Origin of the sequence: Croceicoccus estronivorus, assembly GCF_001625325.1 — a bacterium.
Taxonomy (GTDB): domain Bacteria; phylum Pseudomonadota; class Alphaproteobacteria; order Sphingomonadales; family Sphingomonadaceae; genus Caenibius; species Caenibius estronivorus.
Genome location: NZ_JRQQ01000003.1, coordinates 66,821 through 91,828, shown reverse-complemented (window position 1 = coordinate 91,828; position 25,008 = coordinate 66,821). Strand labels below are relative to the sequence as shown.

Genomic DNA, 25,008 nt, shown 5'->3' with positions numbered 1-25,008 from the left:
CAATCACCCGTCATTTCGTCCAGGCACGGCTTCCCACCGTGCCGTGTAACGGCATCCTAGCCGCTGCGAAACTTGTGCGTGATCGGATAACGCCGGTCACGCCCGAAATTCCGCGCGCCCAGCTTCACTCCCGGCGGAGCCTGGCGCCGCTTGTATTCAGCAAGATGCAGCAGCCGTTCGATCCGCACCACCGTGTCCCGATCATGCCCTTCCGCGACAATCTGTTCCACGCTTTTTTCATGATCCACCAGACCCAGCAGAATGTCGTCCAGCACAGGATAGGGCGGCAGGGAATCCTCATCCTTCTGATCCGGCCGCAATTCGGCGCTGGGCGGTTTATCCAGGATATTCTGGGGAATCACCTCCCCGCCCGGCCCCATGCCGATCTTTGACTTGTGCTTGTTGCGCCAGTCGGAAACGGCAAACACCGTCATCTTGTAGGCATCCTTCAGCGGGTTATAGCCACCTGCCATATCGCCATAGATCGTGGCGTAGCCGACGCTCATCTCGCTCTTGTTGCCGGTGGTCATCAGCATCGGCCCGAACTTGTTCGACAATGCCATCAAAGTCACACCGCGAATGCGCGATTGAATGTTTTCTTCCGTAAGCCCCGCTTCCGTTTCGGCAAACTCGCCCGCCAGCATCGCGTCGAACCCATCCACCGCAGGTTGGATCGGGATAGTCGAATAACGGCAACCAAGCGCTTCGGCACAGGCCTTCGCATCGTCCAGGCTCGACTGGCTCGTATAGCGGCTGGGCAACATGACGCACCACACGCGGTCAGCCCCCAGGGCATCGACCGCAATGGCCGCGCAGGCCGCCGAATCGATCCCGCCCGACAGGCCGAGTACCACGCCGGGAAAGCCGTTCTTGTTGACGTAATCACGCAGGGAAAGGACCATCGCGCAATAGACATCCTCCGGATGGTCGGCGAGCGGTTCAATCGTTCCCCGGTCACAGTTCCAGCCGCGTGCGGTGCGGGTCCAGTTCGTGCGCGTTTCGCGCACTTCCCAGTCGGCCAGTTGGACAGCCAGCCGCCCATCTCCATTGACCACGAAGCTGGCACCGTCAAACACCAGTTCGTCCTGCCCGCCGACGCGATTGAGATAGGCGAGCGGCAAACCGGTATCCGCAGCCCGGCGTTTGGCCACGCCTTCGATCCGCAGGACATCCTTTTCGATTTCATACGGGCTGCCGTTGATGCAGACGAACAATCCTGCTCCGAAGTCGGCCAGATGACGGCATACGTCCGGATGCCAGATATCCTCGCAGATAGGCAGGCCGAGCATCGCACCGCGGAACAGCACCGGTTCCGGCAAGGGGCCGGGAGCGAACAGGCGCTTTTCATCGAATGTACCGTAATTCGGCAGTTCGTGCTTGAAACGCACGGCAGTGACCTTGCCGCCATCCAGCACTGCCACCCCATTGTGCAATGCGCCATCGCGTACGAACACGCTGCCCACCAGCATGCCGGGCCCACCGTCATTGGTGACTTGCGCCAACTGTTCCAGTTCGGCCTGCGCCCGTTCGATCAGCGACGGCTTGAGGATCAGATCCTCCGCCGGATAACCGATCAATTGCATTTCGGGGAAGGCGACAAGGTCAACCTTGCCGGCGCGAGCCCGCATGGCCAGCATTTCGCTGGCGTTGCCAGCAATGTCACCCACGGACTGGTTTACCTGGGCGAGCGTGATCGAGAGTGTATCGGTCATTCTGCTCGTCTAGGAGGCGCTGCCCCGGTGGGGAAGGAAAAAACGGGGCTCAGGCCATCATCCTGGCATTCCCATGCTTGCGGGTGCTGCCCATGCCGCTTGCAGTTTCGGTTTCACTTTCATAGAGAGGCTGTCTGTCATCTGGGGAGTAGCCAGCCGCCGACAGGCGGGCCTGCATGTCAACATACTTGGCCGAGAGGTCATGGCATACAGGGAGCGGGACACCGTTCGGGCGAGACCAATGGCGTTGCACCTCCGCCTGGCTGGGCGGGAGGGGCGATGTCATTGTCTTGTTGTTCGCCCGGCCCGGAGTATCATTTCATGGAAGCCCTGCTCACCTCCACAGCGGTGGTCGCGCTCGCCGAAATCGGCGACAAGACCCAATTGCTGGCCATCGTGCTGGCAACCCGGTTCAAGCGGCCTGTGCCCATCATCTTCGGCATCTTCGGCGCGACACTGGCCAATCACTTCCTCGCTGCACTGGTCGGTGCGCAGGCGGCATCGCTGATTGATGGCCAGTGGTTTCGCTATCTCGTGGCGATCTCTTTCATTCTCATGGCAGGCTGGACACTGATTCCCGACAAGCTGAAGGAAGACGAACAAAAGCCATCCCGCTTTGGCGCCTTCGTCACCACCCTGATCGCATTCTTCTTTATCGAGATGGGCGACAAGACGCAGATCGCAACCATCGCTCTGGGTGCGCAGTTCCACAGTGTGCTTGCGGTCATGACGGGAACCACCATCGGCATGATGATCGCAAACGTGCCTGCGGTGTTCCTTGGCAACGAACTGATCAAACGTGTCCCGCTGACCACGGTCAGAATCGTGACCGCATTGCTGTTCCTCGCCATCGGGCTGTGGCTGCTCCTGCAAACTGCCGGAATTATCTAGGATAAGCCAGGTCCCGGTATGTCCGGGGCGACATCGGTCGAGCCTAACAGAAACCCCGCCGAAAGCCATGCTTCCGGCGGGGTCTGCATATCAGCTATGAGCTGGCGAAAGTGACGGGAACCTTATTCCTCGCCGCTTTCCTCCACCGAACTGTCGCCATCCTTGACCAGATAATCGCCGGCATCCGCATCGAGACCGTGGGTTTCCCCCTCGACACTGGCGATCGGATCGTTGCCCATCGCCACTTCCGGCCCCTGAGCCAGTTCCGCCTCATGCTCTTGCGCGGCGGTTTCCGGCGCAATCAGCGATTCCTGCAGCTTGCGGTACTGCGCACGCAGTGCCGCATCGCGGCTGGAAGCAGCAACGCGAACGCGATTCATCGCCGCACCCGTACCTGCCGGAATCAGACGACCGACGATCACGTTCTCCTTGAGACCGATCAGGGAGTCGCGCTTGCCCTCGACCGCAGCCTGGGTCAGCACGCGAGTGGTCTCCTGGAACGATGCCGCCGAAATGAAGGAACGGGTCTGCAAGCTCGCCTTGGTAATACCAAGCAGCACGGGATTGCCCTGTGCCGGTGCCTGGTTCTTGTTGAGCTTGGCGTTGATCTCGTTCATTTCCTCCAGATCGACCTGCTCGCCCGGCAACAGCGTGGTGTCGCCACCATCGGTGATCTCAACCTTCTGCAGCATCTGGCGAACGATCACTTCGATGTGCTTGTCGTTGATCTTCACGCCCTGCAAGCGGTAGACTTCCTGGATTTCCGCGACGAGATATTCCGCCAGAGCAGCAACGCCGAGAACTTCCAGAATATCATGCGGATCAGGTGAGCCCGCGACCAGCTGGTCACCGCGCTTCACATAGTCGCCTTCCTGAACGTCGATCACCTTGGCCTTGGGGATCAGGTACTCGACCGGATCGCCTTCTTCCGGAATGATCGCGATCTTGCGCTTGGCCTTGTAATCGCGAACGAATTCCACCCGGCCGCTGATCTTGGCGATGATCGCATTGTCCTTCGGCTTGCGGGCCTCGAACAATTCGGCAACGCGCGGCAGACCACCGGTAATGTCGCGGGTCTTGGCGGCTTCGCGCGAAGCACGGGCAAGGATGTCACCTGCTTCGACCTGCTGCCCATCCTCGACCGACAGCGTCGTGCCCGGCGCCAGCATGTAGCGGGCTGCTTCCGTTTCGTCCGAACCTTCATTGAGAAGGGTCAGGCGCGGACGCAGGTCTTCCTTCTTCGACCGGCCAGCGGAACGGTATTCGGTAACGACGCGCTGGGCGATGCCAGTCGCTTCGTCGATCCGTTCTTCCAGCGTCTTGCCGTCGCTCAGATCCTGATAACGAACGATACCGGACTGTTCCGTGATGATCGGCAAAGTGAACGGGTCCCACTCGGCCAGACGGTCGCCCGCCTTCACTTCGCCACCGCTCTCGAACATCAGAACAGTACCGTAGGGCACCTTGTGGATTTCGCGCTCACGCCCTTCGGCGTCGATCACCGCGATTTCGCCGTTACGAGCCAGCGAGAGACGGCGGCCACGCTTGTCAGTGATCGTCGGCATATCGCGCAACTCGATCGTACCGGTCGAAATCGCTTCGAGGTGCGAGGTTTCGTTGACCTGCGCAGCGCCGCCGATGTGGAAGGTACGCATCGTCAGCTGCGTGCCCGGTTCACCGATCGACTGGGCGGCGATAACGCCAACCGCTTCACCGATATTCACCGGCGTACCACGGGCGAGATCGCGCCCATAGCAAGTCGCGCAGACGCCCTGCTCCGCTTCGCAGACCAGCGGGCTGCGGATCTTCGCAGACTGCACTTCTGCTTCCTCGATCGCCTTGACCATCGGTTCGTCGATCAGAGTACCGGCTTCGACAATAACTTCGCCGGTCTTGGCGTTGACGAGATCCTCTGCCGTGGTGCGGCCGAGAATACGTTCGCCCAGCGAGGCGATGGTCGAACCACCCTGCACGATGGCGCGCATTTCGAGGCTGTTCGTCGTCTTGCAGTCCGTTTCGACAATGACGCAATCCTGCGACACGTCGACCAGACGGCGGGTCAGATAACCGGAGTTCGCCGTCTTCAACGCGGTATCGGCCAGACCCTTACGAGCGCCGTGAGTCGAGTTGAAGTATTCAAGAACGGTCAGACCTTCCTTGAAGTTCGAGATGATCGGCGTTTCGATGATCTCGCCCGACGGCTTGGCCATGAGGCCGCGCATACCCGCCAGCTGCTTCATCTGTGCCGGGCTACCACGAGCGCCGGAGTGGCTCATCATGTAGATCGAGTTGATCGGCGCCAGACGGCCCGTTTCCGGGTCCTTCGGCGTCGCCTTGATCTCGTCCATCATGGCCGCGGCAACCTGGTCACCGCAACGGCTCCAGGCGTCAATCACCTTATTGTACTTTTCCTGCTGGGTGATCAGACCGTCCTGATACTGCTGCTCATAATCGGCAACCAGCGCCTTGGTCTGATCGACCATCTCGATCTTGCTGTCGGGGATGATCATGTCGTCCTTGCCGAACGAAATACCCGCGCGGCAAGCATGACGGAAGCCGAGCGCCATGATCGCGTCAGCAAACAGCACCGTGTCCTTCTGGCCGGTGTGGCGATAGACTTCGTCGATCACGTCGCCGATGTCCTTCTTGGTCAGAAGGCGGTTGACAACGTCGAACGGCACTTTGTGGTTCTTGGGCAGGCATTCGCCGATCAGCATGCGGCCCGGCGTGGTTTCGTAACGAACCATCCGTTCCACACCGTCCTCACCCGTCTGCGGCACACGGCTGACGATCTTGGAGTGCAGCGTCACCGCACCGACATGAAGCGCCTGGTGCACTTCCGCCATATCCGCCAGCAACATGCCTTCGCCGGGTTCGCCTTCGCGATCCATCGAGAGGTAATAGAGGCCCAGCACCATGTCCTGCGACGGAACGATGATCGGCTTGCCGTTGGCAGGCGAAAGGATGTTGTTGGTCGACATCATCAGCACGCGCGCTTCGAGCTGGGCCTCGAGGCTCAGCGGCACGTGGACGGCCATCTGGTCACCGTCGAAGTCGGCATTGAAAGCCGAGCAGACGAGGGGGTGCAGCTGAATCGCCTTACCTTCGATGAGGACCGGCTCGAAGGCCTGGATGCCCAGACGGTGCAGCGTCGGCGCACGGTTCAGAAGAACCGGGTGCTCGCGGATCACCTCATCCAGGATGTCCCAGACTTCCTTGCGTTCCTTCTCGACCCACTTCTTGGCCTGCTTGAGAGTCATGGACAGACCCTTGGCGTCGAGGCGGGCGTAGATGAACGGCTTGAACAGTTCGAGCGCCATCTTCTTCGGCAACCCGCACTGATGCAGCTTGAGTTCCGGGCCGGTCACGATGACCGAACGGCCCGAATAGTCGACGCGCTTACCCAGAAGGTTCTGGCGGAAGCGGCCCTGCTTGCCCTTGAGCATGTCGGACAGCGACTTGAGCGGACGCTTGTTGGCGCCGGTGATGACACGGCCACGGCGACCGTTGTCGAACAGCGCGTCAACAGCTTCCTGCAGCATGCGCTTTTCGTTGCGCACGATGATGTCCGGTGCGCGCAATTCCATCAGGCGCTTGAGACGGTTGTTACGGTTGATGACGCGGCGATAGAGATCGTTGAGATCCGATGTCGCGAAACGGCCGCCGTCCAGCGGCACCAGCGGACGCAGTTCCGGCGGAATGACCGGCACGACTTCGAGGATCATCCATTCCGGGCGGTTGCCCGAATCGATGAAGCTTTCGACGACCTTCAGACGCTTGATGATCTTCTTCGGCTTGAGCGTGGACTTGGTTTCCTCAAGCTCCTTGAGCAGGTCCACACGTTCCTGTTCAAGATCGAGGTCCATCAGCATGATCTTGACCGCTTCGGCGCCGATCCCGGCGCTGAATGCGTCTTCGCCATACTCGTCCTGCGCATCGAGCAGTTCGTCTTCGGTGAGGAGCTGGAACTTCTCCAGCGGGGTCAGGCCCGGCTCCGTGACGATGTAGCTTTCGAAGTAGAGCACGCGCTCAAGCTGCTTGAGCTGCATGTCGAGCAACAGGCCGATGCGCGAAGGCAGCGACTTGAGGAACCAGATGTGCGCGACCGGCGCAGCCAGTTCGATGTGGCCCATACGCTCACGGCGCACCTTGGTGACGGTGACTTCGACGCCGCACTTTTCGCAGACGACGCCCTTGTACTTCATGCGCTTGTACTTGCCGCACAGGCACTCGTAGTCCTTCACAGGACCGAAGATGCGGGCACAGAACAGGCCATCGCGCTCCGGCTTGAAGGTCCGGTAGTTGATCGTTTCCGGCTTCTTGATCTCGCCAAAAGACCAGGAGCGGATCCGCTCCGGGCTGGCAATACCGATCTGGATTTGATCGAAGGTTTCCGGCTTTGCGATCTGGTTGGTGAATTTTGTCAGGTCGTTCATTTTTTCACATCCCTAAACGGGTGAAATCGTCGTGGTGAAGAAGGAAGCGGGCGATCTGCGGACCGCCCGGCTGATCCTTATTCCGCCGCCTCCGGCCATTCGCCTTCGCCATCCTCATCATCTTCCAACGACGAGAGTTCGACATTGAGGCCGAGGCTGCGCATTTCCTTCACAAGCACGTTGAAGCTCTCCGGAATACCGGCCTCGAAGGTGTCGTCACCCTTGACGATCGCTTCATAGACCTTCGTACGGCCGACAACGTCGTCCGACTTGACCGTGAGCATTTCCTGCAAGGTGTACGCTGCGCCGTAAGCCTGAAGTGCCCAGACTTCCATTTCCCCGAAGCGCTGGCCACCGAACTGCGCCTTACCACCCAGCGGCTGCTGGGTAACGAGCGAGTACGGGCCGATCGACCGGGCGTGGATCTTGTCGTCCACCAGGTGGTGCAGTTTCAGAACGTATTTGCAGCCAACCGTCACCTTGCGGTCGAATGCCTCGCCGGTACGACCGTCGAACAGCGTAACCTGCCCGGATTCATCGAGCCCGGCCAGGCGCAACATGGCTGTCACATCGGCTTCCACCGCGCCGTCGAACACCGGAGAACCCATCGGCACGCCGTTCTTGAGGTTGCCTGCCAGTTCGACCACTTCTTCGGTCGTGCGGCTGTCGATCTCGGCGTGGTACTGCTCGCCATAGATTTCCTTGAGCTTCTCGCGAACGGCATCCGGCGGAGCACCGGCTTCCGGGTTAGGATTGGCTTCACGCCATTCCTCGAGCGCTTTCGTCACCTGCTGGCCCAGACCGCGCGCGGCCCAGCCCAGGTGGGTTTCAAAGATCTGCCCGACGTTCATGCGCGATGGCACGCCCAGCGGGTTGAGCACGAAGTCCACCGGAGTACCGTCTTCGAGGAAGGGCATGTCTTCCTGCGGCAGGATGCGGCTGATGATGCCCTTGTTGCCGTGACGGCCGGCCATCTTGTCGCCCGGCTGCAGCTTGCGCTTCACCGCGACGAACACCTTGACCATCTTGAGCACGCCGGGGGCGAGTTCGTCGCCGCGTTCGAGCTTTTCCTTGCGGTCCTCGAACTTCTCCTGAATGCCTTTTACGGCTTCGTCGTACTGGCCCTTGAGAGCTTCGAGCTGCCCCTGAACCCTGTCATCCGCAACCGCGAACTTGAACCATTCGTGGCGCTCGACTTCTTCCAGCAGATCCCCGGTGATTTCCACACCCTTCTTGACGCCCTTCGGCGCGGCCGAAGCAACCTGACCGGTCAGCATCTCACGCAAACGGTTGTACGTTGCGCGATTGAGGATCGCCCGTTCGTCTTCGCTATCCTTCTTGAGGCGTTCGATTTCCTCGTTCTGGATCGCCCGGGTACGATCGTCGATTTCGATACCGTGGCGGTTGAATACGCGCACTTCCACGATCGTGCCGGCAACACCCGGAGGCAGGCGAAGCGAAGTGTCACGCACGTCGCTGGCCTTTTCACCGAAGATGGCGCGCAGCAGCTTTTCTTCCGGCGTCATCGGGCTTTCGCCCTTCGGAGTGATCTTGCCGACCAGAATGTCGCCCGGATGCACTTCCGCACCGATATAGACGATGCCCGCCTCGTCGAGGTTGCGCAGCGCTTCCTCACCGACGTTGGGAATGTCACGGGTGATGTCTTCCGGCCCGAGCTTGGTATCGCGAGCCATGACTTCGAACTCCTCGATATGGATCGAGGTGAAGACGTCTTCCTTCACGATCCGTTCGGAGATCAGGATCGAGTCTTCGTAGTTGTAGCCATTCCAGGGCATGAACGCGACGAGCACGTTGCGGCCCAGCGCCAGCTCACCAAGATCGGTCGATGGACCATCGGCAAGAATATCGCCAGGGTTGATCGCATCGCCAACCTTCACCAGCGGACGCTGGTTGATGCAGGTATCCTGGTTGGAACGCTGGAACTTCTGCAGGGTGTAGATATCGACGCCCGACTGTCCGGCTTCGATATCGCCCGATGCACGGATCACGATACGGGTCGCATCGACCTGATCGACGATGCCGCCACGCAAAGCCGTAATCGCGGCGCCGGAATCGCGGGCCACGGTTTCTTCCATACCGGTGCCGACAAAAGGCGCTTCCGCCTTCACCAGCGGCACAGCCTGACGCTGCATGTTCGATCCCATCAGCGCGCGGTTCGCGTCGTCGTTTTCCAGGAACGGAATCAGCGAAGCGGCCACAGAGACGAGCTGCTTGGGGCTGACGTCCATCAGGGTGACCTGCTCACGCGGGACCATGACGAACTCACCCGCTTCACGCGCGGAAACGAGATCTTCCACGAAGCCGCCATCGTCGTTGAGCTCAGCCGAGGCCTGGGCGACCGTGTGCTTCTGCTCTTCCATCGCGGAAAGGTAAACGACTTCGCCGGTCACCTTGCCGTCCAGCACCTTGCGGTACGGCGTTTCGATGAAACCGTATTTGTTCACCCGGCTGAACGAGGCCAGCGAGTTGATCAGGCCGATGTTCGGCCCTTCCGGCGTTTCAATCGGACAGATACGGCCATAGTGCGTCGGGTGAACGTCGCGAACCTCGAAGCCGGCGCGCTCACGAGTAAGACCGCCCGGCCCGAGCGCCGAAACACGGCGCTTGTGCGTCACTTCCGACAGCGGGTTGGTCTGGTCCATGAACTGCGAAAGCTGCGACGATCCGAAAAATTCACGGACAGCGGCAACAGCCGGCTTGGCGTTGATCAGGTCGTTCGGCATGACCGTGGACACGTCCACGCTGCTCATCCGTTCCTTCACTGCGCGTTCCATGCGCAGCAGGCCGACGCGGTACTGGTTTTCCAGCAGCTCGCCCACTGAACGGACACGACGGTTGCCGAGGTTGTCGATGTCATCGACTTCGCCCTTGCCGTCCTTGAGATCAACCAGTTCCTTGACCACGGCGAGAATATCCTCGGTCCGCAGGGTCGTAATGGAATCGTCGGCATCAAGGCCCAGACGCATGTTCAGTTTCACGCGACCCACGGCCGACAGGTCATAACGGTCGGCATCGAAGAACAGGCCCTGGAACAGCGCTTCGGCCGTTTCCTTCGTCGGCGGTTCACCGGGGCGCATGACCTTGTAGATCGCTTCCAGCCCTTCATCACGATTTTCGGCCTTGTCGACCTTCATCGTGTTCCGGATCCACGGACCGGTATTGACGTGGTCGATATCGAGCAGCTCAAGCGCGTCGATACCTGCGTTGTCCAATGCTTCCAGATTTTCCGGAGTCACTTCATCGCCGGCTTCGATCCAGATGCGGCCGGTCGATTCATCGATCATGTCGTTCGCCGCATAGCGACCGAAGATTTCCTCGGTCGGGATCAGCAGCGTGGTCAGGCCATCCTTGCCCGCCTTGTTGGCCGCACGCGGAGAAATTTTCTGCCCGGCGGGGAAGATCACTTCACCCGACACGGCATCGACGATGTCGAACGCAGGCTTCTGGCCACGCCATGCTTCCACTACAAACGGGAGCTTCCAGCCTTCGCCACCCCGACCGGCGGCCCGTTCCCACGTAACCGTCTGATAGAAGTGATGGAGGATTTCCTCGCTGTTCAGACCAAGGGCATAAAGCAGCGCAGTGACCGGCAGCTTACGCTTGCGGTCGATACGGACATTGACGATGTCCTTCGCGTCGAACTCGAAGTCGAGCCACGAACCGCGATAAGGGATCACGCGGGCGGCGAAGAGATATTTACCCGACGAGTGGGTCTTGCCGCGGTCATGGTCGAACAGCACACCCGGCGAACGGTGCATCTGCGACACGATCACGCGTTCAGTGCCATTGATGATGAACGTGCCGTTCTCCGTCATGAGCGGCATGTCGCCCATGTAGACATCCTGCTCCTTGATATCGAGCACGGAGCGGGTTTCCGTTTCCTGATCGACCTCGAACACGATCAGGCGCAAGGTCACCTTCATCGGAGCCGCATAGGTGATGCCACGCTGACGACATTCGATCGTGTCGTACTTGGGATCTTCAAGCTCGTAATGGACGAAGTCCAGCTCGGCAGTGCCGGCGAAATCACGGACAGGGAAGACCGAACGCAGCGTCTTCTCAAGACCGGAGACATATCCTGTCGACGGATCGGAACGCAGGAACTGTTCGTAACTTTCGCGCTGCACCTCGATCAGGTTCGGCATCTGCACCACTTCGTGGATGTCGCCGAAAATCTTGCGGATACGCTTCTTCGCAGTACCGGAAATGGCCGGAGCTTTCGCCTTGGTCGCCATGAATAATCTCGCCTTGCTTCAAATATCTGGAGCAGCGCATCAAACGACAAAAGCCACAGGATCACATGATCCCGCGGCTAACAGCGTCGCCTGATTCATTACCCTTCCCACTATTCGACCGGCCAACCGCGCTATTTCTGGCCATTTCCCGTGGAGACAGGGTTGGATTTGTCCAACTAGGCTTCGCCCTTCCGGTTGTCAAGGAATACGCCTTTCACGGCGCCGGGCCTATCGACCGGCGCTGAAATGCCCGCAAGGCCGTCTTTGTCACGTAATACACCGATTCTTGCAAAGTCTCCGACCAGGAATGCAGCGAAACGTGGCATTGCCTGCTTCAACCCGCGATTGATCGTCAGAATCGTAGCGCAAACCAGAATTGGCGCACCAATCCAGTACAAGGGGTAAGGGAACGGTTCGCCCATCATCTGATAGGCAATATATGTCGCGAGAAGAACCGGCCCATGCGAAAGGAAGAGGAAGAAACTGTCGCTGCCCCGGCGCTTCAGCCAATTGCCGACTGCAGAGCCCGTGAGCGGGGCGGCGGCCACCCATACCAGCGGCGGTGAAAGCAGCCGGAACCACTCGACATTTTCGATACCTCGAAGCGCGATGACAGCAGAAGCCGCGATCAGGGCAGAGAGAGCGAGCGGCCACAATCTGTCCATCCGGTCGAGTTTCCAGTGATACACGGCAGCCATTCCCCCGACATAGAAGCAAACGGGCATTGTGCTCCGCAGGATCAGCAAACCGTCCCAGTCGTTCAGGAATATCGCCGCGACTGCCAGCAAGCCGATCCATGGCGCCTTCCGGATCAGCCAGAGGAAGATCGGAGAGAGCAGGAAGATGACGAACAGGTCCCGCAAGAAATCCAGCGGATAGTTCACCGGCGCATTCGTCAAGGCCAGGGCCGCGTCTGCGAACACTTTCAGATCGAATGGAACCAGTTCCAGCCGGAAATCATGGCCTAAAAGCCCCGCACGCTGAATCAGATAGAGCAGGGCCGCAAGCGGCACGTTCCACAACAGGAAAGGAAACAGGATACGCCGGGCCTTGCCTGCCACTGTCCGCCGGTAGTCGAACCGGGCCGCATCGCAAAACAGCAGATAGCCCGAAATGCAGGTCAACACCGGAACCGTGGCCCTGAACAGACCACGGGAGACGCCATACTTGAACAGATTGAAGGGGTCGTGCCCAATATCCGAGGCCATCAGCGCCGGCGGCACGTGCAACAGGACGATGCCGAAAATCAGCAGCGTCCGCAAAATCTCCATGCGCTCGCTTATGCGTTGATCAATCTGCTTCATCGTCCGGCGCGCTAACGACTTTTGATAAAATTGTGGTGAACAGCCAACCGACGAGTTGTCGCTGGGCGAAGCGATCCATAGCCAGCCCGCCTGCCCGGAATGCTTGACTTCGCAAGCCGTTTACGTCAATGGCCCGGCCGACCGAACAGTGTGCGATACATCACACGCCGTGCGGTCATCCGTCCGAGACAGTCGGTGAGGGCAATTTGGCCTTCTTAATTTCCGGCCTAGACGGGGAAAAGAGATTTTCATGGGTTGCCCCGGTGGCACCCGTAATCGCGCCGTTGGCGCTCCTCCTTCCCCTTCAACGGACTCGCCCGTGTCGTTTTCGGCTTGCGCCGATGCGGCAAGGACAAACGTAGCCGGTCGTCCGGCCCGAAATCCGGGCGGCCATAGTGAAGGAGTACGGCATGGATCGTTCGCAGAAAACCGAATCGGTCGCCCAGCTCAATGCAACTTTCAACGAGGCCGGCGTGGTGGTTGTCACCCGTAACCTCGGCTTGTCCGTGGCCCAGTCCACCGACCTGCGTTCGAAGATGCGTGATGCCGGCGCGTCCTACAAGGTTGCGAAGAACAGCCTCGCCAAGCTCGCCCTGAAGGACACTCAGTACGAAGGCCTCGAAGAATACCTCTTCGGCCCGACCGCGCTCGCCTATTCGGTGGACCCGGTTGCGGCGGCCAAGGCTGCAGTGGAATTCACCAAGACCAACGACAAACTCGAAATCGTCGGTGGTTCCATGGGTGGGCAGATGCTCGACGAAACCGGAATCAAGGCACTCGCCTCGATGCCGTCGCTCGACGAGCTGCGTGGCAAGCTGGTGGGTCTGATCAACGCCCCGGCGACGAAGGTCGCTCAGGTCGTCAATGCACCCGCAGCAAAGCTCGCCCGCGTCTTCGGTGCCTATGGCGCCAAGGAAGCGGCGTAAGCAGTTTTACGCAAACGCGAATTTTGGGGCGCCAGAATCCCTCTGGGCCTCAGCCAGTTATTTTTGGAGTGTTGAACAATGGCCGATATCGCCAAGCTTGTTGAAGACCTTTCCGCCCTGACCGTCCTTGAGGCGGCTGAACTCGCCAAGGCCCTGGAAGAAGCATGGGGCGTCAGCGCCGCTGCTGCCGTGGCCGTGGCCGCCCCTGCTGCTGGTGGTGACGCCGGTGGCGCCGCTGCTGAAGAGCAGACCGAATTCGACGTCATCCTGACCGGTGACGGCGGCAAGAAGATCCAGGTCATCAAGGAAGTCCGCGCCATCACCGGCCTGGGCCTGACCGAAGCCAAGGGTCTCGTCGAAGGCGCGCCGAAGCCGCTCAAGGAAGGCGTCAGCAAGGCTGAAGCCGAAGAAATCAAGGGCAAGATCGAAGCCGCTGGCGGCACCGTCGAGCTCAAGTAATCCGCTTCACCGGATTATTCGATCTTCTTACGAGAGATCAAACGAAGGGCGGCCCCGCAAGGAGCCGCCCTTTTCTTGTGTCTGCCAGAAAGACTCAGATCGTTTTCAGATAGGCAATCACCGCCTGGCGCTTCGCTTCGTCCTTCAAACCCGGAAAGATCATCTTGGTGCCGGGGATCGTTTCGCGCGGAGCCTGAAGATACGTGTCGAGCGTGGCCTCGTCCCAGACCAGACCCGATTCCTTCATCGCGGCACTGAAATTGTAGCCCGCAACGTCGCCAGCCTTGGTCCCGAAGATGCCCGCCAGGCTCGGCCCCACCATCTGCCTGCCCGGTTCCACCGAGTGACAGCTACGGCATTGCGCGAATGCCGGTGGCGGTTGAGTCGCGGCCACTTTCGGAGCCGCCTGTTCTGCTGAGGCCGTCTCCGATCCGCCTGCTTGCGCGGACACGTCCGCCGGTTCTTCAGCCGTTTCGCCAATAGCGGTAGCCGTATCCGCCGTGGGCTCTGCGTTTTCGGAAGCTGCCGGTTCCTGCCGGCTTTCCCCACCTCCGCAGCCAGCCAGCACGAGAGGAAGAAGGGCCAACCAGGGCGCCCGACGCCAGTTCCGACTCACGTTCATGTTATCCTGCCTTTCCATTTGCACCGGAGCGGCCCTTCCTAACCCGTCAGGACCACTGCGACCATCCGTGCGGTAGCCCAACCGCGTGACGAGCCGCAATCCCGGTCGGCACATACGATGCCGCAAAAAAATGTGCTGCCCGTCTCTTGACGCTGCCTGGCACCCCTACCATATGCCCGCCGCTGGCACTCTCATGTCGAGAGTGCCAAGATCAGATCAACCCAATTGGAAGAGGTCAGACACATGGCATTCCGTCCGTTGCACGACCGCGTTCTTGTCCGTCGCATCGAAGCCGAGGAAAAGACCGCCGGCGGCATCATCATCCCCGACAGCGCAAAGGAAAAGCCGAGCGAAGGCGAAATCGTCGCCGTTGGTTCGGGCGCCCGTTCGGAAGACGGCAAGGTTACCCCACTGGACGTCAAGGCTGGCGACCGCGTGCTGTTCGGCAAATGGTCCGGCACCGAGGTCAAGGTCGATGGCGAAGACCTGCTGATCATGAAGGAAAGCGACATTCTGGGCGTGATCGCCTGATCGCACCCGACGCTTTCTCCCATTCAGGAATTTTCTAGAGAGGAATACTCACAATGGCTGCCAAGGACGTGAAATTTTCGCGCGACGCACGCGAACGCATCCTCGCCGGTGTCGATACACTGGCCAATGCCGTAAAGGTCACGCTGGGCCCCAAGGGCCGCAATGTCGTGATCGACAAGAGCTTCGGCGCTCCCCGCATCACCAAGGACGGCGTAACTGTCGCCAAGGAAATCGAACTCAAGGACAAGTTCGAGAACATGGGCGCCCAGATGCTGCGCGAAGTCGCCAGCAAGGCTAACGACGCGGCAGGCGACGGCACCACCACTGCCACCGTTCTTGCTCAGGCGATCGTCCGCGAAGGCATGAAGTCCGTCGCCGCCGGTATGAACCCGATGGATCTGAAGCGCGGTATCGATCTGGCTGTCGGCAAGGTCGTCGAAAACCTCAAGGGCCGTTCGAAGGACGTTTCCGGTTCCTCCGAAATCGCCCAGGTCGGCATCATCTCCGCCAACGGCGACCGTGAAGTCGGCGAAAAGATTGCCGAAGCCATGGACAAGGTCGGCAAGGAAGGCGTGATCACCGTGGAAGAGGCCAAGGGCCTCGAATTCGAACTCGATGTCGTTGAAGGCATGCAGTTCGACCGCGGCTACCTGTCGCCCTATTTCGTGACCAACCCCGAAAAGATGACCGTGGAACTCGAGGATCCCTACATCCTGATCCACGAGAAGAAGCTGTCGAACCTGCAGTCGATGCTGCCGATTCTCGAAGCAGTGGTGCAGAGCGGCCGTCCGCTGCTGATCATCGCGGAAGATATCGAAGGCGAAGCGCTGGCCACTCTGGTGGTCAACAAGCTGCGTGGCGGCCTCAAGATCGCTGCCGTCAAGGCTCCGGGCTTCGGCGACCGCCGCAAGGCCATGCTGCAGGACATCTCGATCCTGTCCGCCGGTGAGATGATCAGCGAAGATCTCGGCATCAAGCTGGAAAGCGTTACGCTGAACATGCTTGGCCAGGCCAAGAAGGTCACCATCGACAAGGACAACACGACCATCGTCGATGGCGCCGGTTCGGCTGACGACATCAAGGCACGGGTCGAACAGATCCGCTCCCAGATCGAAACCACCACCAGCGACTACGACCGCGAAAAGCTGCAGGAACGTCTTGCGAAGCTCGCAGGCGGCGTTGCAGTCATCAAGGTTGGCGGCGCTTCGGAAGTGGAAGTGAAGGAACGCAAGGACCGCGTCGACGACGCCCTGCACGCGACCCGCGCCGCAGTGGAAGAAGGCATTGTCCCGGGCGGCGGCACGGCTCTGCTCTATGCCACCAAGGCTCTCGAAGGCGTGAAGGGTGAAAATGACGACCAGACTCGCGGTGTCGACATCGTGCGTCAGGCGATCATGGCCCCGGTTCGCCAGATTGCGACCAACGCCGGCTTCGACGGCGCTGTCGTGTCGGGCAACCTGCTGCGTGAAGACGACGAAACGCAGGGCTTCAATGCCGCGACCGACGTTTATGAAAACCTCGTTGCCGCTGGCGTTATCGACCCGACCAAGGTCGTCCGCACCGCTCTGCAGGATGCAGCTTCGGTTGCCGGCCTGCTGATCACCACCGAAGCGGCAATCGCTGAGAAGCCGGAAGACAAGCCGGCTGCTCCGCCGATGCCTGACATGGGTGGCATGGGCGGCATGGGTTTCTAAACCCCTCGTCCTGACGATACCGAAAACGGGGCCGGAAGAGCGATCTTCCGGCCCTTTTTCATACCTGCAACACAGGTGCCTTTCCGCCCACTCCCCCCACCCTGCAGCACAATTGGAACTACAGGCAGTGGGCTTGCCCCGTGCAAAATGCTAATAAGGGTGCATGGCAAGCGGTCATATAAATGACTCCGCAGGGCCTGATCGCCCTGTCTCCCACCGGGCTGCTCCGAAAGCCCGAAAGCGCCAGACCCCGGTAGTCCGCATGGGGAAAATTTTGCGCAGGCCCGTCAATCGTTGGCTGGCAAAGCAATCCATGATCGCGGATACCCCCTTCGTCGATCCCGCCGCCATCGAGGGCCTTGGCGATTTGCAACGGCACTGGCGGGTCATCCAGACTGAGGCCATGCACCTGATCGACACAAGAGAGGTGATCCCGCCACTTGGCGAAATCTCGCCCGATCACCGCAGGATTGCCCGCACAGCCGCCTGGAAGAGCTTTTTCTTCCAGGGCTACGGCTTCCGGTCGGATGCCAACTGTGCCCGCTGCCCCCACACGGCGGAGTTGATCGATCGGGTTCCCGGAGTGGTCGTGGCTTTCTTTTCCATCATGGAACCTGGAACGCATGTCCCCCTACACCGGGGCCTCACTAAAGCCTGGCTTAATTGCCACCTGCCGCTGATGGTACCTGACAGCGATAAACGCTGCGAAATCGAAGTGGCCGGGACGGGCGCACAGTGGCGCGAGGGGAAATGGCTGGTCTTTGACGAAACCTATCCGCACGAGGTGTGGAACGATACCGACCAGTTGCGCGTCGTGCTGTTTTTGCAGGTTCGGCGCCCCATGCGGCCAGCCGGGCGTCTCGCAAGCCAATTGATCTACCAGGGTGTCCGTATGTCGAGCTTCGTGCAGGATGCCCGCCGCGCAATTGGGGCGCGATAGCCCGCACCGACAGGCAGGGATGGACCGCAGCGGCTCAATTCCCGCAAGAAATCAGTTACATCTGACGGACATACCGCTCGGTTCACCGCATTCGCACGACCACCTGATTGGCCCCGGCTTGTCTAAAACACGCGGTTGGCGTTATGTTTCCGCTAACCAAGGACGGGTAGGATAGGCATATGATGCGCAAGACAATCGGACGATTGGTAATGGCGCTGGGCCTTGGCATGTTGGCCGCCCAGCCGCTGCAGGCAAACCCTCAGGACTATGGCGCCAGCTTCGATGCGGTGCTCGGAACCGAGTTCCGCGTCCCCAAGGATTTCAACGAAGGCTATGCAAATCCGTTCGAGGCGCAGATTGCGCGCCTTGCCAACGGAGCGCAGGGAAGGATCGGGGTCGCGGCAGTCGATCTCTCCGACGGCCACGAAGTTGCCATTCTGGGGGATCAGCGCTTCCCCATGGCGAGCACCAGCAAAATCGCGATTGCCGCCACTTTTCTGGATGGCGTGGACAACGGGCGCTGGAGCCTGACAAGCGAATATCCGCTGCTGATCCCGGTACGGTCTCAACCCTTTTCAAGCGCAACCGCCCCGGTTCGCAAAGGGGCCTATTTGCCCGCCCACGATCTGATCGAGCGGATGATCACGCGGAGCGACAATAATGCGACAGACGCACTGCTGGCCGTCATCGGCGGGCCGGAAGCGGTCAATCGCTGGGTCCGCAAGGCAGGCATCAAGGATTTCCGGATCGACCGCGATATTGCCACGCTGGTCCGCGATGACGGCGAATTCGATCCCGCATCGCATATCGATCCGCGCGACAGCGCAACGCCCCATGCCATGGTCCAGTTGCTGAGCGGATTGTACAAGGGCCGCTGGCTGAGCCAGGCAAGCCGTGACGTCCTGATCGGGGCGATGGAACGGTGCATTACCGGCAAGCGGCGCATCCGCGCCCTGTTGCCGGAAGACGTTCAGGTTGCCCACAAGACCGGATCGCTGAACAACACATCCAGCGACATCGGTATTATCAAGACATCGGACGGGCGGGCCTATGCTGTCGCCATCTATGTCACGGGGCAAGGGACCCGCCTCGCTCGTGAACATCGCATCGCAGAAATCGCGAAGGCTATATATGACGGTTACACGCAGCTGGCTGCGAACGACAACACCCACTGGGTGAACGCGCGCTACTGACGGGTAAGGAGAAGCGGTTTCGCGGGTCCTACCGCGTCACCGCTACCTGTTTGTTAGGCGATTGTGACCGCGATCCGCAGCAGCCGGCTTGCAACCGGTACCATGTGTTAGAGATACGAATCAGGCAGATACAAAAAGGGCGCGACCATCAGGTCGCGCCCTTTCCGTTTCCGAATGGATCAGAAGATCACTCGGCCGCCGGAGCGTCAGCAGCCGGAGCTTCAGCCGGAGCAGCAGCGTCAGCGGCAGCGTCGGTGGCTTCAGCAGCGGCGTCAGTAGCGTCAGCAGCGGCGTCGGTCGCGGTGTCAGCAGCAGCTTCCGCGTCGGCCATTGCCGAGTCAGCGGTATCAGCAGCAGCTTCTTCGGTCTTTTCCGAGCAAGCCGCGAGAGTCAGAGCACCAGCGGCAGCGGCGGCAGCGAGAACGATCTTGCGCATGTATAGCAATCCTTGAACAGCGAGTGGAATACGCAGGCCTTATCGAGCCATACGTAAAGCCTCCCCCCTAGGGCAGACTTCGCGCGCACAAATAATCGTCATTGAGAGACGATGCAAGCGTGTTCGCGGTACGGCACTTTTTCACACCGGACCACATCGCCTCGTTCGCCAATGGCCTTGGCGCAGGATTACGACATTTTAATGACATCATCCCGAACGAACTGAAACCGGCTGACCGATGGCCAAGGCGCTGCTACGAAGCCGCATGGCCGACAAGCAACATCTCTACATCATCGACGGTTCCGCCTACATTTTCCGGGCCTATCACCGGCTTCCACCCCTTACCAACCCGGAGGGCACGCCTGTTGGTGCGGTCTATGGATACACGTCCATGCTGTGGAAACTGGCGAAGGATCTGCATGAGGCGGACGGCCCCACGCATCTGGCCGTGATTCTCGACAAATCGGGCACTTCGTTCCGCAACGAACTTTATGAACATTACAAGGCCAACCGCCCGCCCCCACCCGAAGATCTGGTTCCGCAGTTCCCCCTGATTCGCGATGCGACCAAGGCATTCAGCCTGCCCTGCATCGAGGAAGAGGGGCTGGAAGCCGACGATCTGATCGCATCCTACGCGCGCGAAGCCGCCCGTAATGGCTGGGATGTCACCATTGTGTCGTCCGACAAGGACCTGATGCAGCTCATCGGCGATAGCGACGGCGGCGGCCATATCGACATGCTGGATACGATGAAAAACCAGCGAATCGACGTACCTGAAGTGATGGAGAAATTCGGCGTCCCGCCCGAAAAGGTCGGCGATGTCCTCGCGCTGATGGGCGATTCGGTCGACAATATTCCCGGCATCCGGGGAATCGGCCCCAAGACGGCAACCAAGCTGATCCAGGAATACGGCGACCTCGAAAGCACCCTGGCCGCGGCGGAAGGCATGAAACCCTCCAAGATGCGGGAAAGGCTGATCGATGAGGCAGAAATGGCGCGTCTCAGCCGCGTTCTGGTGGAGCTGAGGCAGGACTGCGATCTTCCCTTGTCGCTGGAGAGCTTCAAATTGGGCGAAATCCCGCCCGATCCGCTCGCGGCCTTTCTCAAGCACCATGGTTTTTCCAGCCTGCTTCGGCGGCTGGACACAACGGCAGGCAAGGCGCCCTCTTCGAATCAGTCCGATTCGGCGGCAACCGGAAATGCCGGGAAACCATCCTCCGGCGCGTCGCAAGGCAGCCGGCAGGACTTGCCGGAAATGCCGCCAGTCGATCGAACGGCTTATCGCTGCGTCCAGACCCTGTCCGACCTTGAAGACTGGATTTCCCGCGCATTCAATGCACGCGCAGTCGCTGTCGATACGGAAACCAGCGCGCTTGACGCTATTCAGGCCGATCTCGTCGGCGTGAGCCTTGCTCTCGGGCCGAACGAAGCCTGCTATATACCTTTGGGCCATGGCGGCTCGGACATGTTTGCCGAAAAGCCTCAGCAAGTCCCTCTGGATGAGGCTATCGCCAGGCTCAAGCCTCTACTCGAAAGCGAGGCCGTCCTGAAAATCGGGCAAAATGTGAAATACGACATCAATGTGCTGGCCCGACATGGCATTGCCATGGGCCCGGTCGACGACACCATGGTGATGAGCTTCGATCTGGACGCGGGCCGTGCGGAAGATGGCATCGGCGGCCACGGCATGGACGAACTTGCCGAACGGCATCTCGGCCACACCACGATCAAGTTCAAGGAAGTCTGTGGAACCGGCAAGGCTGCGATACCTTTTGGCGAGGTTCAGCTGGACAAGGCAACCGAATACGCTGCCGAAGATGCCGACATCACCTGGCGGCTCCACCGCATCCTGCGTGACCGGATCGCGCAGGAGGGCGGCACCCGGATCTACGAACGGGTCGACCGCCCGCTGATCCCGGTGGTCGCCCAGATGGAGCGGCACGGAATCAAGGTTGATCGCGAACAGCTCGCGCGTCTATCGACCGAGTTTGCCGACCGCCTCGGCGCACTGGAACAGGAGATTCACGGCCTTGCCGGCCAGGAATTCACCATCGGCAGCCCCAAGCAGCTGGGAGAGATCCTGTTCGACAAGCTGGGCTACAAGGGCGGGCGCAAGGGCAAGAGCGGCCAATATTCCACTGACCAGTCGATGCTGGAAAAGCTGGCCGGTCAGGGGGCGGAAATCGCCACCAAAGTGCTCGACTGGCGCCAGTTGGCAAAGCTGAAGTCGACCTATACCGACGCCTTGCAAGCTGCGATCAATCCGCAAACCGGGCGAGTACACACCAGCTACAGTCTGGTCGGTGCCCAGACAGGGCGGCTTTCGTCGACCGACCCCAATTTGCAGAACATTCCGGCCCGCACGGAAATCGGCCGCCGGATACGGGAGGCTTTCGTCGCGGAAGAGGGCAATATCCTGCTTGCCGCAGACTACAGCCAGATCGAATTGCGACTGGCTGCGGAACTCGCCAATGTCCCGGCATTGAAGGATGCCTTCGCCAAAGGTGAGGATATTCACGCCCGCACGGCTGAGGAGATGTTCGGCCATGTGGATCGCGACACGCGCGCGCGGGCCAAGACGATCAATTTCGCGATCCTCTATGGCATCTCGCGCTGGGGACTGGCTGGAAGGCTCGGCGTCGATGCCGACGAAGCGCAAGCGATGATCGACCGCTATTTCGAACGCTTTCCCGGCATTCAACGCTACATCGTGACCACGCTGGAACAGGTGCGGGAACGCGGCTATTCGGAAACGGTCTTTGGCCGCAAGACATGGTTTCCCCGCATCAACTCGAAAAACCAGGCCGAAAGGCAGGGCAGCGAACGGGCTGCGATCAACGCACCGCTGCAGGGCGCTTGCGCCGATATCATCAAACGCGCGATGATTCGCATGATGCCCGAACTCGATGCGGCAGGCCTTGGCCATGTCCGCATGCTGCTGCAGGTGCACGACGAACTTGTCTTCGAAGTTCCCGAGAAGGACGTCGAAGCGGCCTCAGCCGTAATTGAACGAGTGATGGACGATGCCGCCGGGCCGGCTGTAACACTGGAAGTGCCGTTGGGCGTTGCCATCGGCACCGGAGTAAACTGGGATGCCGCCCATTGAATCATCTCAACCCAGCGCTGTAACCAGCGTCCCCGCCACTGTGGGCCAACGGATCGCCGCAGCTTTTCGGACGCTGTCGGGGCGGCCGGGCAGCGCGCCCCTGCCGCAGCTCGTCCTGTTCGCCCTGATCGGGATTTCCCTCGTCGCGGCGGTCATCCTGATCATCTCGACCATCGATGCCGAACGTGACCAACGCGCGCAGGCCAGCAAGACCAGCGAGATCCTGCTGGAATTGCGTAATGTCGGCCACGCCGCGATCAATGCCGAAACGGGCGAACGCGGCTATTTCATCACGCTCGACAAGCGGTACCTCGCCCCATACCGGCTCGGACACGAACAGTATCGTCCCGCTCTCGACCGCTTGAGACAGTTGATCGACGGCCAGGCCACGGAACGGCAGAAGGAACTGCTGACCGAAATCGACCAGCTCACATCGGCAAAGTTCGCGGAGATCGACGATTCGGTCGGGATGATCGAACGTGGAGAACTGGCCGACGCACAGGCCCGCTTCCTGAGCGACGAAGGTCAGGAGGTGATGGACAGGCTGCGCCGCGCGCTGGGTGAGATGGAGCGCATCGAACAGAACGTGCTGGCAGAGGCAACGACCCGCTCAGCCGTGGCAGAGGCCCGCGTTCTGCCTATGCTGCTGCTGCTGCTGGTAATGCTGCTGGGCGCTCTCGCGCTTGGGTGGCGGCAGGCTGTTCAGGCCGCGCGAGCTGAGGCTGCAGAAGCGCATGCCGCCGATCTGGCTGAAGCACGCGACCGCGCAGACCTGCTGGCAAAGGAACTCAATCATCGGGTGAAGAACCTGTTCGCAGTCATTCTTGCCATCGTGAGGTTGAGCGTTCGCAGTGCGCCCCAGGCAAAGCCTGTGATCGAGAGTATTGCCGATCGCATACAGGCTCTGCTGATCGCGCACGAAGTCACCCAGGGGAACACGACCAGCCGCAAGGCGGCGGATCTTTCCGATCTGATCGAAACGACGCTGGCCCCTCACCGGTCCGAACACACCGGCTGCTCGATCGCAGGGCCGACTGTGCCATTGCCGCCCGCCAAGGTGCAGCCGCTGGGTCTCGTCCTCCACGAACTGGCCACCAATGCCGTCAAATACGGCGCGTGGAGCCAGGATGGGACATTGAAGATCGCATGGACTCTCGACGAGCAAGGGCAACACCTCTCGCTCGAATGGGAGGAGCACTGCCCACAGGGCTGCGCCCCAAGCGAACGGAAGGGTTTCGGCAGCATGCTGATGGACAGTTCCGCCCGGCAATTGCAGGGATCAATCGAGCGGACTTTCACGCCCAACGGTTGCCAGGTCTCGATTGCTTTCCCTCTGGACTGACGTTTCGGCCCCTTGCACCTGCAGGTTGGGGCCCATACTCTCTCGCGATGGCCGATTTTCTCCACGAATTGTCATCGCGAATGTCCAGCTCCATTGAAATGCTGTGGTGGGCAGCGGTGACTCTCGCCATTGCCATACTGGCCGCATTGGTGCTCCACCGGATCGTCTTTCGCATCCTGCGCCGGATCGCCAAGGCCAGCGACAATGCAGCCGACGACATCGTTACTGCCAGACTGGCACGCCCCACGCGCTATGCACTGGTGGCTCTGGCCATCGTGCTTGCCGCGCGCGAGACGCCGGCCCTCGAACACGTCTGGCAACGTGTCGCCGGGTTCATCATGCCTGCATTGGTCGGCTGGATCGCGCTCGCGATCCTGCATGCGCTGGTCAAGACGGTGGAACTGCACAACGACATCAGCGTGCCGGACAATCGTAATGCGCGCAGGCGGCGCACACGGCTGGCCATTCTCTCACGCATTGCCAGCTTCGTGATCATCTTCGTCACCGTCGGGCTGATGCTGCTTTCCATACCGGGCGTGCGCGATATCGGTGTTACTCTGGTGGCGTCGGCCGGCCTTGCCGGTCTGGCGGTCGGCGCCGCAGCCCAGCCCGCGCTCAAGTCGCTGATCGCGGGGTTCCAGATGGCCCTGACCGAGCCGATCAGTATCGACGACGTCGTGATTATCGACGGGGAATGGGGCCGGATCGAGGATATTCGCACAACTTATGTTATCGTGCGGACGTGGGACGAACGGCGACTGGTCGTGCCGACACCCAAGTTCCTCGAAGAAACTTTCCAGAACTGGACCCGGGAAGGTGCCGCCTTGCTGGCCCCGGTGCTGCTCTACCTTGATCCGATGACCGATATCGCCCCCTTGCGCACGGAATTCGAGCGGCAGGTGAAGGCTCACGAGTTATGGGATGGCCGCGTGCAGGTATTGCAGGTGACGGACGCCACAGCGACTTCGATCGAAGTCCGGCTGTTGATGAGCGCGAAGGACGCCTCGCAGGCGTTCGATCTGCGTTGCGACATTCGCGAAGCCATGCTGGCGTGGGTGCGTGAAAATCAGCCAGGGGCCATTGTGCGTCAGCGGTTTGAGGCTAACGGCCTGCCCGCTCTCACGCCAGCCACCGACGCCTGATCACCCCTGCCCGATAGT

Annotated in this window: 16 protein-coding genes and 1 riboswitch; of the genes, 10 read left to right on the top strand and 6 right to left on the bottom strand. The window is 60.4% G+C overall.

All coding sequences use genetic code 11. From position 1 onward, the window contains the following. Positions 1–56 precede the first annotated feature (56 nt). Positions 57–1,712 (bottom strand): NAD+ synthase, encoded by a 1,656-nt coding sequence (locus MB02_RS06775; RefSeq protein WP_067534476.1) that lies wholly within the window; start codon positions 1,710–1,712, stop codon positions 57–59. A gap of 130 nt (positions 1,713–1,842) precedes the next feature. Then, a riboswitch (yybP-ykoY riboswitch) is annotated at positions 1,843–2,021 on the top strand. A 12-nt stretch (positions 2,022–2,033) separates the two neighbouring features. Between MB02_RS06775 and MB02_RS06770 the strand changes: the two genes are divergently transcribed. Further along, positions 2,034–2,603, top strand: coding sequence for a TMEM165/GDT1 family protein (locus MB02_RS06770; RefSeq protein WP_067534473.1), 570 nt, complete (start codon positions 2,034–2,036; stop codon positions 2,601–2,603). Between the two features lie 122 nt (positions 2,604–2,725). Here the strand turns inward: MB02_RS06770 and rpoC are convergent, their stop codons facing one another. From rpoC to MB02_RS06755, 3 genes are all read right to left on the bottom strand, one after another. Then, the gene (rpoC, locus tag MB02_RS06765) at positions 2,726–7,039 is read right to left on the bottom strand and encodes a DNA-directed RNA polymerase subunit beta' (RefSeq protein WP_067534470.1); all 4,314 of its coding nucleotides are present in this window, start codon (positions 7,037–7,039) and stop codon (positions 2,726–2,728) included. A gap of 77 nt (positions 7,040–7,116) precedes the next feature. Beyond that, the gene (gene rpoB, locus MB02_RS06760; protein WP_067534467.1) at positions 7,117–11,295 is read right to left on the bottom strand and encodes a DNA-directed RNA polymerase subunit beta; all 4,179 of its coding nucleotides are present in this window, start codon (positions 11,293–11,295) and stop codon (positions 7,117–7,119) included. 176 nt (positions 11,296–11,471) lie between these two features. Beyond that, positions 11,472–12,566: an acyltransferase family protein gene (locus MB02_RS06755; RefSeq protein WP_170304656.1), complete on the bottom strand. Its 1,095-nt coding sequence runs from the start codon at positions 12,564–12,566 to the stop codon at positions 11,472–11,474. Positions 12,567–13,009: 443 nt separating this feature from the next. On the opposite strand from MB02_RS06755, the gene rplJ reads away from it, so the two are divergent. Both rplJ and rplL read left to right on the top strand, forming a co-directional pair. Next, on the top strand, positions 13,010–13,525 hold the full coding sequence (gene rplJ, locus MB02_RS06750) for a 50S ribosomal protein L10 (RefSeq protein ID WP_067534461.1): 516 nt from the start codon (positions 13,010–13,012) through the stop codon (positions 13,523–13,525). A gap of 78 nt (positions 13,526–13,603) precedes the next feature. Further along, a complete protein-coding gene (gene rplL, locus MB02_RS06745) occupies positions 13,604–13,984 on the top strand; it encodes a 50S ribosomal protein L7/L12 (RefSeq protein WP_067534458.1) in 381 nt (126 codons plus the stop codon). A 94-nt stretch (positions 13,985–14,078) separates the two neighbouring features. Here the strand turns inward: rplL and MB02_RS17420 are convergent, their stop codons facing one another. Then, a complete protein-coding gene (locus MB02_RS17420; protein WP_170304655.1) occupies positions 14,079–14,606 on the bottom strand; it encodes a c-type cytochrome in 528 nt (175 codons plus the stop codon). A 243-nt stretch (positions 14,607–14,849) separates the two neighbouring features. Here MB02_RS17420 and groES point away from each other — a divergent pair, with 243 nt between their 5' ends. From groES to bla, 4 genes are all read left to right on the top strand, one after another. Next, positions 14,850–15,137: a co-chaperone GroES gene (gene groES, locus MB02_RS06735; RefSeq protein ID WP_067534455.1), complete on the top strand. Its 288-nt coding sequence runs from the start codon at positions 14,850–14,852 to the stop codon at positions 15,135–15,137. A gap of 53 nt (positions 15,138–15,190) precedes the next feature. Next, positions 15,191–16,831 (top strand): chaperonin GroEL, encoded by a 1,641-nt coding sequence (gene groL, locus MB02_RS06730; protein WP_067534452.1) that lies wholly within the window; start codon positions 15,191–15,193, stop codon positions 16,829–16,831. Between the two features lie 313 nt (positions 16,832–17,144). After that, positions 17,145–17,771: an aspartyl/asparaginyl beta-hydroxylase domain-containing protein gene (locus MB02_RS06725; protein ID WP_170304654.1), complete on the top strand. Its 627-nt coding sequence runs from the start codon at positions 17,145–17,147 to the stop codon at positions 17,769–17,771. 179 nt (positions 17,772–17,950) lie between these two features. Then, positions 17,951–18,964 (top strand): class A beta-lactamase, encoded by a 1,014-nt coding sequence (gene bla / locus MB02_RS06720; RefSeq protein ID WP_067534446.1) that lies wholly within the window; start codon positions 17,951–17,953, stop codon positions 18,962–18,964. Between the two features lie 187 nt (positions 18,965–19,151). On the opposite strand, the gene MB02_RS06715 is transcribed toward bla, so the two are convergent. Then, positions 19,152–19,400, bottom strand: a complete 249-nt coding sequence (locus tag MB02_RS06715) for a hypothetical protein (RefSeq protein ID WP_067534443.1) — start codon at positions 19,398–19,400, stop codon at positions 19,152–19,154. Between the two features lie 265 nt (positions 19,401–19,665). On the opposite strand from MB02_RS06715, the gene polA reads away from it, so the two are divergent. From polA to MB02_RS06700, 3 genes are all read left to right on the top strand, one after another. Beyond that, entirely contained in the window at positions 19,666–22,506 is a 2,841-nt protein-coding gene (polA, locus tag MB02_RS06710; protein ID WP_067535010.1) for a DNA polymerase I, read from the top strand. Then, on the top strand, positions 22,493–23,848 hold the full coding sequence (locus MB02_RS06705) for a sensor histidine kinase (protein ID WP_082826021.1): 1,356 nt from the start codon (positions 22,493–22,495) through the stop codon (positions 23,846–23,848). Before polA ends, MB02_RS06705 begins: the two co-directional genes overlap by 14 nt. A gap of 80 nt (positions 23,849–23,928) precedes the next feature. Further along, entirely contained in the window at positions 23,929–24,990 is a 1,062-nt protein-coding gene (locus MB02_RS06700) for a mechanosensitive ion channel family protein (RefSeq protein ID WP_067535004.1), read from the top strand. The last annotated feature ends 18 nt before the right edge of the window (positions 24,991–25,008 follow it).

Bases quoted from the DNA above. Each gene is read 5' to 3' on its own strand.
- rplL (WP_067534458.1), top strand. From the start codon at position 13,604: ATGGCCGATATCGCCAAGCTTGTTGAAGACCTTTCCGCCCTGACCGTC.
- polA (WP_067535010.1), top strand. From the start codon at position 19,666: ATGGCCGACAAGCAACATCTCTACATCATCGACGGTTCCGCCTACATT.
- MB02_RS06715 (WP_067534443.1), bottom strand. From the start codon at position 19,400: ATGCGCAAGATCGTTCTCGCTGCCGCCGCTGCCGCTGGTGCTCTGACT.
- MB02_RS06705 (WP_082826021.1), top strand. From the start codon at position 22,493: ATGCCGCCCATTGAATCATCTCAACCCAGCGCTGTAACCAGCGTCCCC.
- MB02_RS06700 (WP_067535004.1), top strand. From the start codon at position 23,929: ATGTCCAGCTCCATTGAAATGCTGTGGTGGGCAGCGGTGACTCTCGCC.
- rpoB (WP_067534467.1), bottom strand. From the start codon at position 11,295: ATGGCGACCAAGGCGAAAGCTCCGGCCATTTCCGGTACTGCGAAGAAG.
- MB02_RS17420 (WP_170304655.1), bottom strand. From the start codon at position 14,606: ATGAACGTGAGTCGGAACTGGCGTCGGGCGCCCTGGTTGGCCCTTCTT.
- MB02_RS06770 (WP_067534473.1), top strand. From the start codon at position 2,034: ATGGAAGCCCTGCTCACCTCCACAGCGGTGGTCGCGCTCGCCGAAATC.
- MB02_RS06775 (WP_067534476.1), bottom strand. From the start codon at position 1,712: ATGACCGATACACTCTCGATCACGCTCGCCCAGGTAAACCAGTCCGTG.
- groES (WP_067534455.1), top strand. From the start codon at position 14,850: ATGGCATTCCGTCCGTTGCACGACCGCGTTCTTGTCCGTCGCATCGAA.
- MB02_RS06725 (WP_170304654.1), top strand. From the start codon at position 17,145: ATGATCGCGGATACCCCCTTCGTCGATCCCGCCGCCATCGAGGGCCTT.
- groL (WP_067534452.1), top strand. From the start codon at position 15,191: ATGGCTGCCAAGGACGTGAAATTTTCGCGCGACGCACGCGAACGCATC.
- bla (WP_067534446.1), top strand. From the start codon at position 17,951: ATGATGCGCAAGACAATCGGACGATTGGTAATGGCGCTGGGCCTTGGC.
- rpoC (WP_067534470.1), bottom strand. From the start codon at position 7,039: ATGAACGACCTGACAAAATTCACCAACCAGATCGCAAAGCCGGAAACC.
- MB02_RS06755 (WP_170304656.1), bottom strand. From the start codon at position 12,566: ATGGAGATTTTGCGGACGCTGCTGATTTTCGGCATCGTCCTGTTGCAC.
- rplJ (WP_067534461.1), top strand. From the start codon at position 13,010: ATGGATCGTTCGCAGAAAACCGAATCGGTCGCCCAGCTCAATGCAACT.